At 72.5% G+C, this 15,954-nt stretch carries 14 protein-coding genes; 4 read left to right on the top strand and 10 right to left on the bottom strand.

Annotated features, from left to right (window positions below; all coding sequences use genetic code 11):
- Positions 1-85 precede the first annotated feature (85 nt).
- The 3 genes from ACH47Z_RS05635 to ACH47Z_RS05625 form a co-directional block, all read right to left on the bottom strand.
- The gene (locus ACH47Z_RS05635) at positions 86-1,783 is read right to left on the bottom strand and encodes a DUF885 domain-containing protein (RefSeq protein WP_399070827.1); all 1,698 of its coding nucleotides are present in this window, start codon (positions 1,781-1,783) and stop codon (positions 86-88) included.
- Positions 1,784-1,849: 66 nt separating this feature from the next.
- The gene (locus ACH47Z_RS05630) at positions 1,850-2,680 is read right to left on the bottom strand and encodes a M55 family metallopeptidase (RefSeq protein ID WP_399070824.1); all 831 of its coding nucleotides are present in this window, start codon (positions 2,678-2,680) and stop codon (positions 1,850-1,852) included.
- Positions 2,681-2,752: 72 nt separating this feature from the next.
- Entirely contained in the window at positions 2,753-3,769 is a 1,017-nt protein-coding gene (locus ACH47Z_RS05625; protein ID WP_399070822.1) for an alpha/beta hydrolase, read from the bottom strand.
- A 128-nt stretch (positions 3,770-3,897) separates the two neighbouring features.
- Between ACH47Z_RS05625 and ACH47Z_RS05620 the strand changes: the two genes are divergently transcribed.
- Positions 3,898-4,809 carry a hypothetical protein gene (locus ACH47Z_RS05620; RefSeq protein WP_399070820.1) on the top strand — a complete coding sequence of 304 codons (912 nt, stop codon included), beginning with the start codon at positions 3,898-3,900 and terminating at the stop codon, positions 4,807-4,809.
- A gap of 48 nt (positions 4,810-4,857) precedes the next feature.
- On the opposite strand, the gene ACH47Z_RS05615 is transcribed toward ACH47Z_RS05620, so the two are convergent.
- The 5 genes from ACH47Z_RS05615 to ACH47Z_RS05595 all read right to left on the bottom strand — a co-directional run bounded on the left by ACH47Z_RS05615 (position 4,858) and on the right by ACH47Z_RS05595 (position 11,404).
- On the bottom strand, positions 4,858-5,421 hold the full coding sequence (locus ACH47Z_RS05615) for a hypothetical protein (protein ID WP_399070818.1): 564 nt from the start codon (positions 5,419-5,421) through the stop codon (positions 4,858-4,860).
- Positions 5,422-5,493: 72 nt separating this feature from the next.
- Positions 5,494-9,114: a hydantoinase B/oxoprolinase family protein gene (locus tag ACH47Z_RS05610; protein WP_399070817.1), complete on the bottom strand. Its 3,621-nt coding sequence runs from the start codon at positions 9,112-9,114 to the stop codon at positions 5,494-5,496.
- A gap of 27 nt (positions 9,115-9,141) precedes the next feature.
- Positions 9,142-9,999, bottom strand: a complete 858-nt coding sequence (locus ACH47Z_RS05605; protein ID WP_399070814.1) for a biotin-dependent carboxyltransferase family protein — start codon at positions 9,997-9,999, stop codon at positions 9,142-9,144.
- Complete coding sequence (locus ACH47Z_RS05600; RefSeq protein WP_399070812.1) at positions 9,996-10,655, bottom strand: allophanate hydrolase subunit 1; 660 nt, start codon at positions 10,653-10,655, stop codon at positions 9,996-9,998. The genes ACH47Z_RS05605 and ACH47Z_RS05600 overlap by 4 nt, the downstream gene beginning before the upstream one ends.
- Positions 10,652-11,404 (bottom strand): LamB/YcsF family protein, encoded by a 753-nt coding sequence (locus tag ACH47Z_RS05595; protein WP_399070810.1) that lies wholly within the window; start codon positions 11,402-11,404, stop codon positions 10,652-10,654. The genes ACH47Z_RS05600 and ACH47Z_RS05595 overlap by 4 nt, the downstream gene beginning before the upstream one ends.
- A 125-nt stretch (positions 11,405-11,529) precedes the next feature.
- Between ACH47Z_RS05595 and ACH47Z_RS05590 the strand changes: the two genes are divergently transcribed.
- The 3 genes from ACH47Z_RS05590 to pcp are packed head-to-tail and all read left to right on the top strand — an operon-like array spanning position 11,530 to position 13,911.
- A complete protein-coding gene (locus tag ACH47Z_RS05590; RefSeq protein WP_399070809.1) occupies positions 11,530-12,249 on the top strand; it encodes a DUF969 domain-containing protein in 720 nt (239 codons plus the stop codon).
- Complete coding sequence (locus ACH47Z_RS05585) at positions 12,246-13,220, top strand: DUF979 domain-containing protein (RefSeq protein ID WP_399070807.1); 975 nt, start codon at positions 12,246-12,248, stop codon at positions 13,218-13,220. The genes ACH47Z_RS05590 and ACH47Z_RS05585 overlap by 4 nt, the downstream gene beginning before the upstream one ends.
- 40 nt (positions 13,221-13,260) lie before the next feature.
- Positions 13,261-13,911, top strand: coding sequence for a pyroglutamyl-peptidase I (gene pcp / locus ACH47Z_RS05580; RefSeq protein ID WP_399070804.1), 651 nt, complete (start codon positions 13,261-13,263; stop codon positions 13,909-13,911).
- A gap of 37 nt (positions 13,912-13,948) precedes the next feature.
- On the opposite strand, the gene ACH47Z_RS05575 is transcribed toward pcp, so the two are convergent.
- Positions 13,949-14,569, bottom strand: a complete 621-nt coding sequence (locus tag ACH47Z_RS05575; protein WP_399070802.1) for a phosphatase PAP2 family protein — start codon at positions 14,567-14,569, stop codon at positions 13,949-13,951.
- A gap of 145 nt (positions 14,570-14,714) precedes the next feature.
- On the bottom strand, positions 14,715-15,932 hold the full coding sequence (locus ACH47Z_RS05570) for an MFS transporter (protein WP_399070800.1): 1,218 nt from the start codon (positions 15,930-15,932) through the stop codon (positions 14,715-14,717).
- Positions 15,933-15,954: the final 22 nt, after the last annotated feature.

Genomic DNA, 15,954 nt, shown 5'->3' with positions numbered 1-15,954 from the left:
GTGCTGGGTGGAGCATTCCACCGGCCGCCGGATGCGGGCCAGCCGTTTACGGACGGCCGGCCCGCGCCGTCGCCGTCGCCGTACCTCAGAGTGCCGCGAGGGTGTCGGCCAGGTCGGCGAGGCCGAGCGAGCCCAGGGCGAGTGCCTTGGTGTGCCAGGTCCGCAGGTCGAAGCCGGCCCCGAGGCGGCGGCGGGAGGTCTCGCGGCCCGCCAGCCAGGCGCGCTCGCCCAGCTTGTAGCCGATGGCCTGGCCGGGCCAGCCGAGGTAGCGGTCGATCTCGCTGGTGCGGCGGGCGGTGTCGCTGCCGTGGTGGGCGGCCATGAACGCGGTGGCGAGGTCCGGGGTCCAGCGTGCGCCCGGGTGGAAGCCGGAGTCGGCCGGAATGGCCAGCTCCAGGTGCATGCCGATGTCGATGATCACGCGGATGATCCTCAGCATCTGCTTGTCCAGGTAGCCGAGGCGGCAGGCGGGGTCGGTGAGGAAGCCCAGTTCGTCCATCAGCCGCTCGGCGTACAGGGCCCAGCCCTCCTTGTCGGCGCTGACCGCGCCGAGGGTGATCTGGTAGGTGCTCAGGCGGTCGGCGGCAGCGGTCCAGCGGGCGGTCTGCAAGTGGTGCCCCGGGACGCCCTCGTGGTACCAGGTGCTGACGATCTCCCAGGTGGGGAAGGTCTGTTGGCCCAGGGTGGGGAGGTAGGTGTATCCGGGGCGGCTGAAGTCGAGGCTGGGGCCGGTGTAGTAGGGGGCGCCCGAGCTGCCCGGGGGCGCGATGCGTGTCTCGACCCTGCGGATCGGGCCGGAGATGTCGAAATGGGTGCCGTCGAGGGCGTCGATCGCCTCGTCCATGATCTGCTGGAGCCAGACGCGGATGTTCTCCTCGCCCGTGACGGCATGGCCGTACCGGTTCAGGTGGTCCATGGTCTCGCGGACGCCGGCGCCCGGGAGGATGCGGGTGGCCTCGGCCCGCATCTCGGTGTGGGTGCGGTGGAACTCCTCCCAGGCCCAGGCGTAGGCCTCGGCCGGGTCCAGGGCGGCGCCGGTGGCCCAGCGGGCCGAGCGCAGGTAGCGTTCGCGGCCGACGGGGTCCGGGGTGCGGTCCGCGGCGGGCAGATAGACGGTGCGCAGCCAGTCCCGGAACCCGGCCACGGCGGCCGTCGCCCGCTCGGCGGCGGCGTCCAGCCCGGGCCCGAGACGGTCGGGCGCGGAGGCCACGAACGTGGCGAACCAGCTCGCTCCCCCGGCGTCCTGACCGGTCCATGCGGTCAACTGCCTGACGGCGGCGAGGACTTGGCGGGGCGCACACAGCAGGCCGCGGGAGATGCCCTCGGACAGGGTCGCCCGGTAACCGTCCAGGGCACCGGGCAGGTTGCGCAGCCGCCCCGCCACGGCCGCCCAGTTCTCGTCGGTTTCGGTGGGCATCAAGGTGAAGATGCTCCGCACCTTGTGCAGGGGCGAGTTGACGTTGCGCAGCTCGCGGAACTGGTCGCCCGCCTCGTGCTGGGCGAGTTCGGCGGTCAGCCGTTCCCGCAGGAGCCGGGCGCAGTTCCGCTCGGTGTCCTCGAACACCGTGCCGTCCTTCTCGCTGTACCGCTCGGCCGCGTCGAGTGCGGACAGCGTGTGCCGGGCCACGTCGGCCAGTGCCCCGAAGCCGTCCGGCGACAGATCCGGCTGCCGGTCGTCCTCGGGGTGCAGGCCGAGCCGGGTGGAGGTCATGGGGTCGAGGGCGGCGACCTGCGCTACGTGGTCGTCGGCGATACGGCGCGGAGTGCTGGGTGTGTCGACCATGGCGCCCATGCTGACGTACCGTCACGGACGTGTCAGCAGGGCGTGTTCCCTTTCGGTCGCGGCCGGTCAGCAGTACGGCGGCTGGTTGGTCAGGGAGGCGGCCACGCGCATCCACACGACGAACTGCCGGTAGAGGCTCGGCAGATCGCCCCGCGCCTGGACGGTTCGGGAGTCCGTCGAGGTGACTCCCGGAATGCCCGGCAGGGTGGCGGCCACGGAGGCCGACTGCCAACGCACGGTGAGGGTGGCGGGGTCGGCCTGCGCCGCCGCAGTCGGCCGGGGCGCGCGGAGGGCGGCGGCGACCGCCTTCTCGATGGCCGCGTGCGCTTCGTCGGCGGGGCGGAGTTCGGCCGCGAAGCGGTCCCGGGCGTACTTCACGGGCACGGTGGTGACACCGGCGTCCCATGCGGTCATCTCCGCGCAGGCGCGGTCGTCGCCGGTGAGGGCCACCACGGGCACGCCGATGGCGGCCGCGGTGGCATGGGCGAGCCCGATCTCGCCGACCGGCCGGCCGTCCAGCCAGATGTCCTCGATCTCGTGCCCCATGAAGCTGTGGCTCAGCACACCGAGCGCCCCGGCCCGGGTGTGGTAACCGACGCAGACCATGGCGTCGTGCTCGGGCGTGAGGCCTTCAAGCATGCTCATGTGCTTGGGCCTGCCGCGGATGAGGCGGGCCGCCGGGTCCAGGTCCTCGGGAAGGAGGTTGCGCATGGGGCCGTGCGCGTCGTTGACCAGGATGTCGGTGGCGCCGGCCGCGACGGCGCCCCGTACGGCGGCGTTGACGTCCTGCGCCATCATCCGCCGGCCACGCTCGTAGTCCCGGCCGCCGGGCTGGACGTCGTCGGCGTCCACGAGCCCGGTGATGCCCTCCATGTCCGCACTGACGTAGATCCGCACCGTGTGCACTCCTCCACCTTGATCGCTGGGGAGACGCCGGTCGCCCGCCCTTCGGTTCCCGCGGAACGTCAGCTAGCTGTTGCCCGTACCGGATTGCGCCAGGATGCGCCGCAGCCAGCGGGTACGTGCGTCGCGGGCGTCCCGGCTGACGGCGGCCTCGGGCGCGAAGGTGTCGAAGCCGTGGCAGGCCCCGGGCCATACGTGCAGTTCGGCCTGGCCGCCGGCCTGCCAGAGAGCATGGGCGTAGGCGACGTCCTCGTCCCTGAACGTCTCGGCCGCGCCGACCTCGATGTAGGCCGGGGGGAGCCGGGACAGGTCCGTGGCACGGGCGGGGGCGGCGTAGGGCGGCAGGTCCGCGGTGCCGTACCGGTCGCCCAACAGGGCTTGCCACGCGGTCGCGTTGGAGGTGCGGTCCCAGAGGTCGACGCCGGCCATCTGATGGCTGGAGCAGGTGGCGTCGCGGTCGTCGAGCATGGGGCAGATCAGCAGTTGCCCGATCGGGGCCGGGCCGCCGCGGTCCCGGGTGAGCAGGGCGAGGGCCGCGGCGAGTCCGCCGCCGGCGCTCTTCCCGCCGACGATGACACGGCCGGCGTCGATGCCGAGTGCGGCCGCCTGCTCGACCGCCCGGACGAACCCGGCGTAACAGTCCTCCAGCGGTCCGGGGTACCGGGTCCGCGGCGCCAGCCGGTACGCGACCGAGATGACCGCAAGCTCCAGCGGGAGGGCCCATTCGCGGAGCACCTTCGGGAGGACGGACCAGGCGTTGCCCGTGATCATGCCGCCGCCGTGCATGTAGTACAGCAGCGGCAGCGGACCGTCGACCCCGGCGGGGCGTGCGCTCACGAGCGTGACGTCCGGTGCGCCCGGCGCTCCCGGCACCCGCAGCTCCTCCACCTCGAAGCGACCGCCGGCCTGGAGATCCCGGACCGTCGGCCTGGGCCGGGCCGCGGCGTCCCGCGCCTGCCGGGCCGCGAGGTTCTCCGGGGTGAAGGGCTCCCTCGCCTCCTCCCCCAACGCCGCCAGGGCCTCGCTCAGTTCGGGGTCGAGTGGCGGTGCTTCCCAGGTCGTCGAGGGGGGAGTGAAATCCATACCACGTAGTCAATCACCCGCCACGGAACGGTGTTACGCCCCTGTGACACGGAGCGGACCGTTCCGAAGATCGAAACCGGTCATGCTCGGTTCGCACCGAACCACGCTCCAGGGGGGGATTGTCCGCCATGACCACGCGAACCCGCACCACCACCGTCGCCGCCATCGCCGTGGCCGCGGCCGTCACCGGCACGGCGCTGCTCGGCGCCTCCGGTGCCGCCTCGGCCGCCGCCGGCGCCTCGCACGGAACCCTGACCATCAGCAACGGCACCAAGTACGTGCTGATCGGCGGACACCGGGTGAACTTCGGGGTGCCCGTCCGGGACCTCGCCTGGTCCCCTGACGGCACCGAGGCCGCCTTCATCGACGGTTCCGGGAACCTGGACATCGCCCGTCCCGACGGCAGCCACCGCGTCGTCGTCGCCAAGAACCCCGGCAACCAGAACTGGTCCCACCCGACCTGGCAGGTGACCGCGAAGGACACCCGGAACGGCATCCCCGCCAAGGACAACCTGATCTTCGCGGCCCGGGACAAGGGTGTCTCACGCCTGAAGTTCATCTCCGCCAAGGCCGTCCACGGCACGCCGAAGACGCTGTCCCTGTTCGGCGACCCCGGTCCGGGCGGGGCCCTCCCGCAGACCGGCAACGTCTGGCCCAACGCGGCCGGGAAGTACGGCACTTCGGTCTACGCCAACACCGACACCGGCGCCGTCTACGTCCGCGACGACTACCTGCGCCAGCAGGGCGGCAAGCTCACCAAGGGCGCGCAGCCCGCGCTGTCCCCGAACGAGGAGGAGGTCGTCTTCGTGCGCTCGGTCGCCGGTCACGACCACGTCCTCGTCGAGGACTTCATGCACAACGACCGCATCACGGACCTCACGCCGCACGCGACCACCGACTACACCGAGCCGGCCTGGTCCCCCGACGGCAGGACCCTCGCGGTGCGCACCCCGTCCGGCACGGTGACCCTGCCGGCGAACGGCACCGGCCACCCGGTCAAGGTCACCTCGACGGTGGGTCTGGCGGCGTACCGCCCCTGACGTCGGCCGATCAAGCGGGCCGGGCGGGCCCGGGTGGTGGAGTGCGGGTCACTTCGCCGTCCGGGCCAGCTCGGCCCGCAGTTCGTCCAGGTGCGTGTCGGCGGTGTCGTGCGGCAGGAACTCCACGAGGTCGAGGAACCGGAAGAGCACCTGGCTGCTCGTGACGGCGTACTCGTACTCCGCGAAGCCCACCACCGCGCCCAGCGCGCCGCGGACGGCACCGCGCACCACATGCGCGGTCATCTCGTCCGGCTCGGCCGCCGACATCCCGCGCCGGGCGTTGGGCCGGGCCAGATACGGGCAGACCATCGAGGCGTACAGCATGCAGGCGCGGTGCCCCGGCCCCTCGAGGGTCGGCGCGAGATTGCGGTAGGGCCGTCCGGCGGCCAGCGCCTCCGTGATGGCCGCGCTCTCGGCGGGCCCCACCACGCGCCACACCGGCCCCTGCGGCATGGCCCGGTTGCACACCGAACACAGCCGCTTGCGCGCGCACTCGGCGCTGCGGTCGTAGTCGGTCAGGGCGAACCGGGGCTCGTCGTTCTCCCACGGAGTGATCGCCGGCACGGGATATCCGCGCACGTCCCGGGGACGTGCCTCGACGGCCGCCGGCATGGGGACCTTCTCAAATCGCACAGGCCATCCCTATCAGGCTCCGGCCGGGAGCACCACCACGAGGGAGGCACCTCACCGGGCGGACGAGGTGCCGTCGGCGGGCCCGTACCCGCCTCCCCCGGGTGTGCGGATCACCAGCACGTCGTCCTCGGTGACGTCCGCCGTGTCGCAGCCGCGCAGCCGCTCGGTGCGGCCGTCGGCGCGTTCGACCAGGTTCTCGCCGAGGGCGCCGGGTTCACCGCCGGCCATGCCGTAGGGCGGGACGCGGCGGTGACCGGAGACGACCGCGACCGTCATCGGCTCGGTGAACCGTATCCGGCGTTCCACTCCGCACCCGCCGTGCCTGCGGCCCGCGCCGCCGCTGCCCTCACGGATACGGAACTCCTCCACGCGCACCGGGTAGCGCCACTCCAGGATCTCGGGGTCGGTGAGGCGGGAGTTGGTCATGTGGGTCTGCACGGCGTCCGCCCCGTCGAAGTCCTCGCCCGCGCCGGCGCCGGAGGCGACGGTCTCGTAGTACTGGACGCGGTCGTTGCCGAAGGAGACGTTGTTCATCGTGCCGGAGCCCTCGGCCTGGGCGCCCAGGACGGCGTACAGGGCGCCGGTGACGGCCTGGGAGGTCTCCACGTTGCCGGCGACGGTGGCGGCCGGGTGGGCGGGGGAGAGCATGGAGCCGGCGGGGATGCGCACGTCGAGGGGTTTCAGGCAGCCGCTGTTGAGCGGGATGTCATCGGCGACGAGGGTGCGGAAGACGTACAGGACGGCCGCCATGACGACGGAGGTGGGCGCGTTCAGGTTGCCGGACTGCTGGGGTGAGGTGCCGGTGAAGTCCAGGACGGCGCCGCGGGTTTCGCGGTCGACGTGCAGGGCGACCTGGATGACGGCGCCGTTGTCGGTCTCGTAGCGGTGTTCGCCGTCGTCGAGGGTGGCGATGATGCGGCGGACGCACTCCTCGGCGTTGTCCTGGACGTGGCGCATGTAGGCGTGGACGACGTCGAGGCCGAACTGGTCGATGATTCCGCGCAGTTCGCGGATGCCCTTCTCGTTGGCGGCGATCTGCGCGCGCAGGTCGGCGAGGTTGGTGTCCGGGTCGCGGGAGGGATGGCGGGCCGTGGTCAGCAGCTCCCGGGTCTCGTCCTCGCGGAAGTGTCCGTCGCGCATCAGCGGCCAGTTGTCGAAGAGCACACCCTCCTCGTCGATGGTGGTGCTGAACGCGGGCATGGATCCGGGGCTGATGCCGCCGATCTCGGCGTGGTGGCCGCGCGAGGCGACCAGGAAGAGCAGCCGCTCGCCCGCCTCGTCGAAGACCGGGGTGACGACGGTGATGTCGGGCAGGTGGGTACCGCCGTGGTACGGGTCGTTGACGGCGTAGACGTCGCCGGGGCGGATCGAGCCCTCGTTGCGGCGCAGCACCTCCTTGATGGACTCGCCCATCGAGCCGAGGTGGACGGGGATGTGGGGCGCGTTGGCGATGAGGTTGCCGTCCGGGTCGAAGAGCGCGCAGGAGAAGTCGAGGCGTTCCTTGATGTTGACCGAGTGGGCGGTGCTCTCCAGCCGCACGCCCATCTGCTCGGCGACGGACATGAAGAGGTTGTTGAAGACCTCCAGCATGACCGGGTCGACGGTGGTGCCGACCGCCGTACGGGACGGGCGGGGCCGGGAGCGGGTGAGGACGAGGTCGCCGTGCTCGTCGGCCGCGGCGCGCCAGCCGGGGTCGACCACCGTGGTTCCGTCCGCCTCTGCGATGATCGCCGGGCCCTCGACCAGGTCCCCGGCGCGGATGTCCGCGCGCCGGTACAGCCGGGTGGGCTGCCGGCGGCCCTCGGCGAACATCCGTACGGTGGCGGCCGGTCGCAGCGTGCCGGTGCGCGGCGGCGGTTCGGTCGTGGTGGCGGTGCGCGGGCCGGAGGAGCCGGTGGCCTCGACCTCGATGGCCTCCACGACCAGCGGCTTGCGCATGGTGAAGCCGTAGCGGTCGCGGTGGTCGCGGGCGAAGTCGGCCCGCATGCCCTCGGCCGGGCCCAGCGGCACGGGCAGCGAGAAGTCGGTGCCCTCGTAGCGCAGCAGGACGCGCGCGGTCGTACGGACGGTGTCCTGCGGCACGCCTTCCTCGTGCAGCTGGGCGCGCGCCTGTTCGTCCAGTTCGGCGCGGACGGCTTCGACGCGGTCCGCCGTCTCCGGCCGGTCGAGGGGGGCCTCGACGGAGCGTTCACGCAGGGCGACCGCGTCCGCCATCCCGATGCCGTACGCGGACAGCACCCCGGCGAGCGGCGGGATCAGGACGGTGTCGATGCCGAGCCGGTCGGCGACCGCGCAGGCGTGCTGGCCGCCCGCGCCGCCGAAGGCGACGAGCGCGTAGCGGGTGATGTCGCGGCCGCGCTGGACGGAGATCCGCTTCACGGCGTTCGCGATGTTGAGCACGGCGATGTCGAGGAAGCCCGCCGCGACCTCCTCCGGGCCGCGGCGCCGCCCGGTCGCGGCGGCGGTCTGCTCGGCTAGTTCGGTGAACCGGTCATGGACCGCGGCATCGTCCAGGGGCTGGTCGCCGTTCTTGCCGAACACCCGGGGGAAGAAGGCGGGTTGGACGCGGCCGAGCATGACGTTGGCGTCGGTGACGGTCAGCGGCCCGCCGCGCCGGTAGCAGACCGGGCCGGGGTCGGCGCCGGCCGAGTCCGGGCCGACGCGGTAGCGCATCCCGTCGAAGTGCAGGACCGAACCGCCGCCCGCGGCGACGGTGTGGATGTCGGTCATCGGTGTCCGCATCCGCACCCCGGCCACCTGGGTGCCCAGGACCCGTTCGATCTCGCCCGCGTAGTGGGACACGTCGGTCGAGGTGCCGCCCATGTCGAAGCCGATCGCCCGGGTGTGACCGGCGCGCCGCGCGGCACGGGCCATACCGACGACGCCGCCCGCCGGGCCGGACAGCACGGCGTCCTTGCCCCGGAAGTGGCCCGCCTCGCGCAGGCCGCCCCCGGACTGCATGAACATCAGCCGTACGCCGCTCAGTTCGCCCGCCACCTGGTCGACGTAGCGGCGCAGGATGGGTGAGAGGTAGGCGTCGACCACGGTCGTGTCGCCCCGCGGTACCAGCTTGATCAGCGGGCTGACCTCGTGGGAGCAGCTGACCTGCGAAAACCCGATCGCGCGGGCCGCCTCGGCGACGGCGGCCTCGTGCGCGGGATGGCGGTACCCGTGCAGGAGGACGACGGCGGCGCTGCGCAACCCGTCCGTGTACGCCGCCGCCAGTGCCTCGCGTGCGGCGTCCAGGTCGAGCGGACGGACGGGTTCGCCGCGCGCGCCCACCCGTTCCTCCACCTCGATCACCCGGTCGTACAGGGCCTCCGGGATCAGGATGCGGCGGTCGAAGATGTGCGGGCGGTTCTGGTAGGCGATGCGCAGGGCGTCGCGGAAGCCTCGGGTGATGACGAGGGCGGTCGGCTCGCCGGAGTGGGTCAGCAGCGCGTTGGTGGCGACGGTGGTGCCCATCTTCACCACCTCGATCCGGTCGGCCGGAATCGGCTCGTCCGCCTCCAGGGCCAGCACCATCCTGATCCCGGCGACGGCCGCGTCCCGGTACGCCTCCGGCCGCTCCGAGAGCAGTTTGCGGGTGACCACTTCGGAGTCCGGCGTCACCGCCACGACATCGGTGAAGGTGCCACCGCGGTCGATCCAGAACTGCCAGCGACCAGCCATGCACCCATTGTGCGCCCTGGGCCGGGGTCAACCGAGGGTGAAACGGACCGGTGTCCCCGCCGCGGCCTGGGCCGCCGCGGCCAGGGCGGGTTCCGTGACCACGCCGATCACCGGGTAGCCCCCGGTGGTCGGGTGGTCGTGCAGGAACACCACCGGGCGGCCGTCGGGGGGCACCTGTACGGCGCCGAGCACCATGCCCTCGCTGGGCAGTTCGCCCGGTGACGCGCGTTCCAGGGGTGGCCCTTCGGTGCGCAGGCCTATGCGGTTGCTGTGCTGCGAAACGCGGTACGTCGCGGAGGTGAGGGTGCGCAGCGCCTCGGGGGTGAACCAGTCGGCGCGGGGGCCGAGCCGCAGCGGCAGGGTCAGTTCGGCGGGTGGCGCGGGCCAGGGGGCGAGGTCGGCGGGCGCCGTCCGCGGGGCGGTGGTGCCGAAGGGGAGGACGTCTCCGGCGCGCAGGGGTGCCGGGCCGAGTCCGGAAAGCAGGTCCGCCGAGCGGCTGCCCAGGACGGGCTCGACGGCGATGCCGCCGGCGACGGCGACGTAGGAGCGTACGCCCGCGGTCACGGCGCCCACGTCCAGGACGGCGCCCGCGGGCACCCGTACGGGCAGACCCCAGGGGGCCGGCCGGCCGTCGACCGCCACCGGGCAGGGCGCGCCGCCGACCACGACGGTCACGGTGTGGTCGGGGCGCAGGGCGCAGCCGGTCAGGGTGGTCTCCAGGACGGCGGCGTCGGGGGCGTTGCCGAGCAGCCGGTTGGCCAGGGTCATGGCGGGGGCGTCGAGGGCGCCGGAGCGGGGGACGCCCAGGTGGGCGTGGCCAGGCCGGCCGGCGTCCTGGACGGTGGTGAGGGCGCCGGGGCGTACGACGGTCAGCCCGGCGGTCATGGCGCACCGCTCTCGGCCACGAACCGCACCCGCGTCCCCGGGGTGAGCAGCGCCGGTTCGTCCCGGGTGAGGTCCCACAGCGGGGCCGGGTCCGGCATCGTGCCGATCAGCTGCCAGCCGCCGGGCGTGGCGCGCGGGTACACCGCACTGTAGGGACCGGCGAGGGCCACGGCGCCGGCCGGCACCCGGGTGCGTGGTGTGTCGCGGCGCGGCAGGTGCAGCTCGGCGGGCAGTCCGGTGAGGTAGCCGAAGCCGGGGGCGAAGCCGCAGAAGGCGACGCGGTAGGTGTACGAGGCGTGCCGTGCGGCGACCTCCTCCGTGCGGACCCCCCACCGCGCGGCCACGTGGGGCAGGTCCGGTCCGTCGTAGCGCACGGGGATCTCCACGACTCCGCTGTCGTCGGCGGCGCGGGACGGCACCTCCCAGCCGGCCATCCGGCGTGCCAGCTGTTCGGGGTGGGTGACACCGTCCAGGAGTACCGTCCGCGCCCCCGGCACGATCTCCGCGACCGGCGGCAGGGTTCCCGCCGCGCGCCGCCGCAGGAGTTCGGCGTGGAAGGCCGCGGCCCGCTCGGCGTCCGGCAGTTCGACGAGCAGCGCACACCGCCCGGCGCGGCGCACCCGCACAGACCGGCTCTCCGGCGTGCTCTGCGTCATGCGAACGCCCCGACCTCGACCCCGGCCGCCTCGAGGGCCGCGCGCACCCGCGCCGCGATCCGGGCGGCGCCCGGGGTGTCGCCGTGGACGCACAGGGAGCGGGCGGCGACCTCGACCGTCGTACCGTCCACGGCCTCGACCGCGCCGTCCACCGCGAACGCCAGCGCGCGCCGGACCACCGTGTCCTCGTCGGTCACCACGGCGTTCGTCTCGCGCCGCGGCACGAGCGTGCCCTCGGGGGTGTACGCGCGGTCCGCGAACGCCTCGGGCACGGCGGTCAGGCCCGCCTCCTCGGCCGCCGCGAGCAGCAGTGATCCCGGCAGGCCGAGCACCGACAGCGCCCCGCCCGCCAGTTGTACGCCGGCCACCACGGCCGCGGCCTGCTCGGCGTCGTGCACGGTGCGGTTGTAGAGCGCGCCGTGCGGCTTGACGTAGGCCACCTCGGCCCCGGCGGCTTGCGCGAAGACCCGCAGGGCCCCGATCTGGTAGGCCGTCTCGGCCGCCAGTTCATCGGGCGGTACGTCCATGGCGCGGCGGCCGAAGCCGGCCAGGTCACGGTAGGACACCTGGGCGCCGATCCGTACGCCGCGTTCGGCGGCGAGGTCGCAGACGCGGCGCATCACGACAGGGTCGCCCGCGTGGAAGCTGCAGGCGACATTGGCGCTGGTCACGACGGAGAGCAGGGCGTCGTCGTCGGTGAGGGTCCACCGCCCGAAGCCTTCACCGAGGTCCGCGTTGAGGTCGATCACAATCTGCAGAACATAGTCGATTGTTGAACGATCCGACAAGACGTCAATTTTTCCGTCCCACCCCTTGTTCGATCGTTGAACGATCCCCTACGGTCCCTGCGTCCCCCAGGGAAGAAGGCCACCGCATGATCGTTCTCCTCGGCGTGGTCGTGGTGATCCTCGGATTCGTCACGCGCCGCAATCCCGTCCTCGTGGTCGGCGTCGCCGGTGTCTTCACCGGGCTGATCGGCGGAATGAACCCACTGGAGGTCCTCGCGGCCTTCGGCCGGTCCTTCGCCGACAGCCGCTCGGTCACCGTCTTCGCCGTCGTCCTGCCCGTGATCGGCCTGCTGGAGCGCTACGGCCTGCGCGAACAGGCCCGCCGGCTCATCGGCCGGCTCGGCGCCCTGAGCACCGGCCGGTTCCTCGCCGTCTATCTGCTGACCCGTCAGATCACCGCGGCCCTCGGCCTCACCAGCGTCTGCGGCCCCGCGCAGACCGTACGACCGCTCGTCGCGCCCATGGCCGAGGCCGCCGCCGAGCGCTCGACGGGCGCCGCACTGCCCGACCGCCTGCGCGAGAAGGTGCGCTCCTACGCCGCGTCGGCCGACACCGTGGGCCTCTTCTTCGGCGAGGACTGCTTCCTCGCGATCGGCTCGATCCTGCTGATCACCGGCTTCGTGAACTCGACCTACCACCAGAATCTGGAACCGACCCAGCTGGCCCTGTGGGCGGTGCCCCTCGCCGTCTGCGCCTTCCTCGTCCACGGCGCCCGACTGCTGCTCCTGGACCGGCAGCTGCAGCGGGACATGGCACTCGCCCATGCCGAGCACGACCTGCCGCTGCCGAAGGGAACCGACAAGTGATCAAGGTCGAATGGCTCTACTGGCTGGTGGGCCTCGTCTTCGTCGTCATGGCCGCGCAGATGGCGGCCGACCGCTCCAACCCCAGGCGCCGGACCTCCGCCGCCTTCTGGGGCCTGCTCGGCCTCACCTTCCCCTACGGCACGGGGGTCGCCAACGCCACCGCGCACAACGGAGGTTGGACCCTGCCCGCCGAACCGCTCGGCGTCGCCGTCCTCGCCCTGATCGTGCTGGCCGGATTCAACTTCCTCGGCAAGGGCGAGCCCGTCACCAGCACCGCCGAGGAACGCGAGGCCTCCGCGTCCCGGCTCGGCAGCAGGATCTTCCTCCCGGCTCTGACCATCCCGCTGGTCGCCATCGTGTGCGCCTCCGTCCTGGACGGCACCGGCCTGTTCGAGAAGGGCAAGGCCACGCTGCTCGGGCTCGGGGCCGGCTGTCTGGTCGCCCTCGTCGTCGGCATGCTGGTCACCGGCGAGCGCAGGCTGTCCGTACCGCTGCACTCCGGCCGCTCCATGCTGGAGGCGATGGGCTCCGCCCTGCTGCTGCCCCAGCTCCTCGCCGTACTCGGCTCGATCTTCGCGCTGGCCGGGGTCGGCACCCAGGTCGGCAGGATCGTGCACGACATCCTGCCGGACCACTCCAGGTACCTGGCCGTGGCGGCCTACTGCCTCGGCATGTTCCTGTTCACCCTGATCATGGGCAACGCCTTCGCCGCGTTCCCGGTGATGACCGCGGCGGTCGGCTGGCCCGTCCTCATCGAGCAGATGCACGGCAACGCACCGGCCGTCCTCGCGATCGGCATGCTGGCCGGCTTCTCGGGGACGCTGTGCACGCCGATGGCCGCCAACTTCAACATCGTCCCGGCGACGCTGCTCGAACTGAAGGACCAGTACGGTCCCATCAAGGCCCAGATCCCGACGGCGCTGCCGCTCCTGGCCTGCTCCACCGTGATCATGGCGCTCTTCGCGTTCTGACCGCTACCGGCCGCTGCTCCTCGCAAGGGAAGGACGTGTCATGACCCGTGTGCTCATCACCGGCTTCGCCCCCTTCGGCGGCGCGAGCGTGAACCCGTCCTGGCAGGCGGCCCGTCTGGTGGCCGCCGAGCCGCCGGCCGGACTGACGGTCACCGCCGCAGAACTGCCGTGTGTCTTCGGTGAGTCCGTCGAGGCGCTGCGCGAGGCCGTCCACGCGTCGGCCCCCGATCTGGTCCTGTGCCTGGGCCAGGCGGGCGGCCGGCCCGGTGTGACGGTCGAACGCGTCGCCGTCAACCTCGACGACGCACGGATCCCCGACAACAAGGGCCGTCAGCCCATCGACGAAGCCGTGGTCCCGGGCGGCCCCGCCGCGTACTTCTCGTCCCTCCCTGTGAAGGCCTGCGTCGCCGCCGTGCGCGCGGCCGGTGTACCGGCCGCCGTCTCGCACACGGCCGGTACGTTCGTCTGCAACCACGTCGCGTACGGCCTCGGCCACCTCATCGCCACCGAACTCTCCCATGTCCGGGGCGGTTTCGTGCACGTGCCCTGGGCGCCGGAGCAGGTCACCGACGGCACCGCCCCGGCCCTGGAGCCCACCACGGTCGCCCGCGGCCTGCGCGCCCTGCTCCACACGGCGGCCGCCACCCCCGTCGGCCAGGACCTGAGGGTCACCGGGGGGACCACCCACTGAGCCTGGCCGCGACTCGGCCGACCCCGCGCCGGTGCGGCTACGCGACGAGCAGCGGGCGCAGGGCCCCGTCGCGCAGGCGGTCCACCAGGGGTGGTGCGAAGCGGCGCGCCGCAAGGATCGCGACGAGGGCGACGATGCTGCCGACCAGGGCACCCACGGCGACATCGTGGGGGTAGTGGGCACCGACGTAGACGCGCGAGGCGCCCATCGCGACGGCCGCGAGCAGGGCGACGGAGCCGAGCCGGCGGTTGACGAGGAGGAGCGCCACCGCGAACGCGAAGGCGACGGTGGTGTGGTTGCTGGGGAAGGCGTAGTCGTCGGGGGCGGGGCACGCCTCGATGAGGAAGTCGTGGGGCAGCGCCCGGCACGGCCGGGGTTCCTCGAAGACGGTCTTGATCCCGCTGTTGACCAGGTAGGCGAGGACGACGGCGAACGGTGTGGCCAGTACCGCGGCCATCGCGGTGCTCCCCTGGCGCCGGGCGCGCCACCAGGCGACCAGCAGGAGCAGCGCGAAGATTCCGGTGCCGTACGCGCTGTACGCGGCCGCGGTGCCGTTCAGCCAGTGAGTGTGGCGGGCGAAGTCGGTGACCTCGGTGTAGAGACCGCCGTCTATGGACGCGCCGTCGAGTGCCTGGGCGGTCGGGGAGGAAGTCGTCATCAAGCGGATCTCCGGGCCGGGGTTCACGTGCGGCGCGCTCCGGGGAACACGCGGTGGCACTGAACGGACGTACAGATGACTCGCAGGCGTCCGGAACATGAACGTCTACAAGTGCGTAGACGTTATCAGGTGGAGATCGGTTCACTCACACCAAGATCGGTTCCGCCCGGCCTGCCCGACGAAGGACGAGAAAGCTCAGCGTCATGCCCGCGGCACCGATCCACAGCGTCACCGCCGCTCCCCACACCGAACCCGAGAGCCCGCCCAGCACTCCGCCCAGCGGAATGCCGCCCCACGACACGAACCGGGCCGTCGCGCCCATCCGGCCGAGGAGCCGGTCCGGGGTGAGGGCCTGCTGGAGGCTCGACTGGGACACCACGCGGACGACTCCGCCCAGGGAGAGAGCCGCGAGCCCGATCGCCGCCACGTACACGCTCCAGCCCGGCCGCGCCAACGGCATCAGGGCGGTCGGCGGACACGTGACCAGGGGCGCCAGCCAGATGACCCGGCCCTGCCCGATCCGTCGCGCGACTCCGGTCGCCAGCAGGGCGCCCAGCAACGCGCCGCACCCCATTCCCGACAGGACGAGACCGATACCGAAGGAGCCGAGCCCTGTTTCCCTGTCCAGGTAGACCAGAAGCATGGACTGGTACAGGACGAGGAAGAAGTTGAACAGCGCATCCCCGAATATCGTTGCGCGCAGGACGGGTTGTCCGAGAACGAACTTCAATCCTTCCCTGATGTCCCGTGAAAAGTGACGTTTCAAGCCCGCCGACGGTTTCTCCTCCCGTCCGCGGATACCGATCGCGAGGATCCCCGAGGCGGCCATGCCGAGCGAACTCGCCAGCAGCGCCGCGGGGGCGCCGGTCCAGCCGACCAGTGGGCCCGCGAGCGCCGGACCGCTGATGCTGGTCACCGAGCGTACGGCCGAGAGTTTCGCGTTCCCCTCGATCAGGTTGTGCCGTCCCACCAGGTGCGGGAGGTAGCTGACGTGCGCGACATCGAAGAAGACGGTCAGCAGCCCGTGCAGCAGGGCAACCGTGGAGAGCCACCAGAGCGTCAGCACACCCGCCCACCACGCCGGCGGAATCGACAGCAGGATCAGCGCGCGCAGCAGATCGGCACTGATCATCACGGGCCGCTTGCGCATCCGGTCCACCCACGCACCGGCCGGCAGTCCGATCAGGAGCGAGCCCGCCGTGGTCGCCGCGGTCAGCAGTCCGACCTGGAACTCATCGGCGTGCAGGGCCACGATCGCCACCAGCGGAAGGGCCAGGAAAATGATGCGATCGCCCAGCTGACCAAGCGCGGTGGCGGCGAAAAGGCGCCTGAAATCCGGATCGCGCAAGAGGCCCAGCCGCACGGAGGTTGCCTTTGGTGGCACC

It is taken from the genome of Streptomyces sp. NPDC020192 (genome assembly GCF_044388685.1).
GTDB lineage: Bacteria > Actinomycetota > Actinomycetes > Streptomycetales > Streptomycetaceae > Streptomyces.
This window is presented reverse-complemented; position numbering and strand designations above follow the sequence as displayed.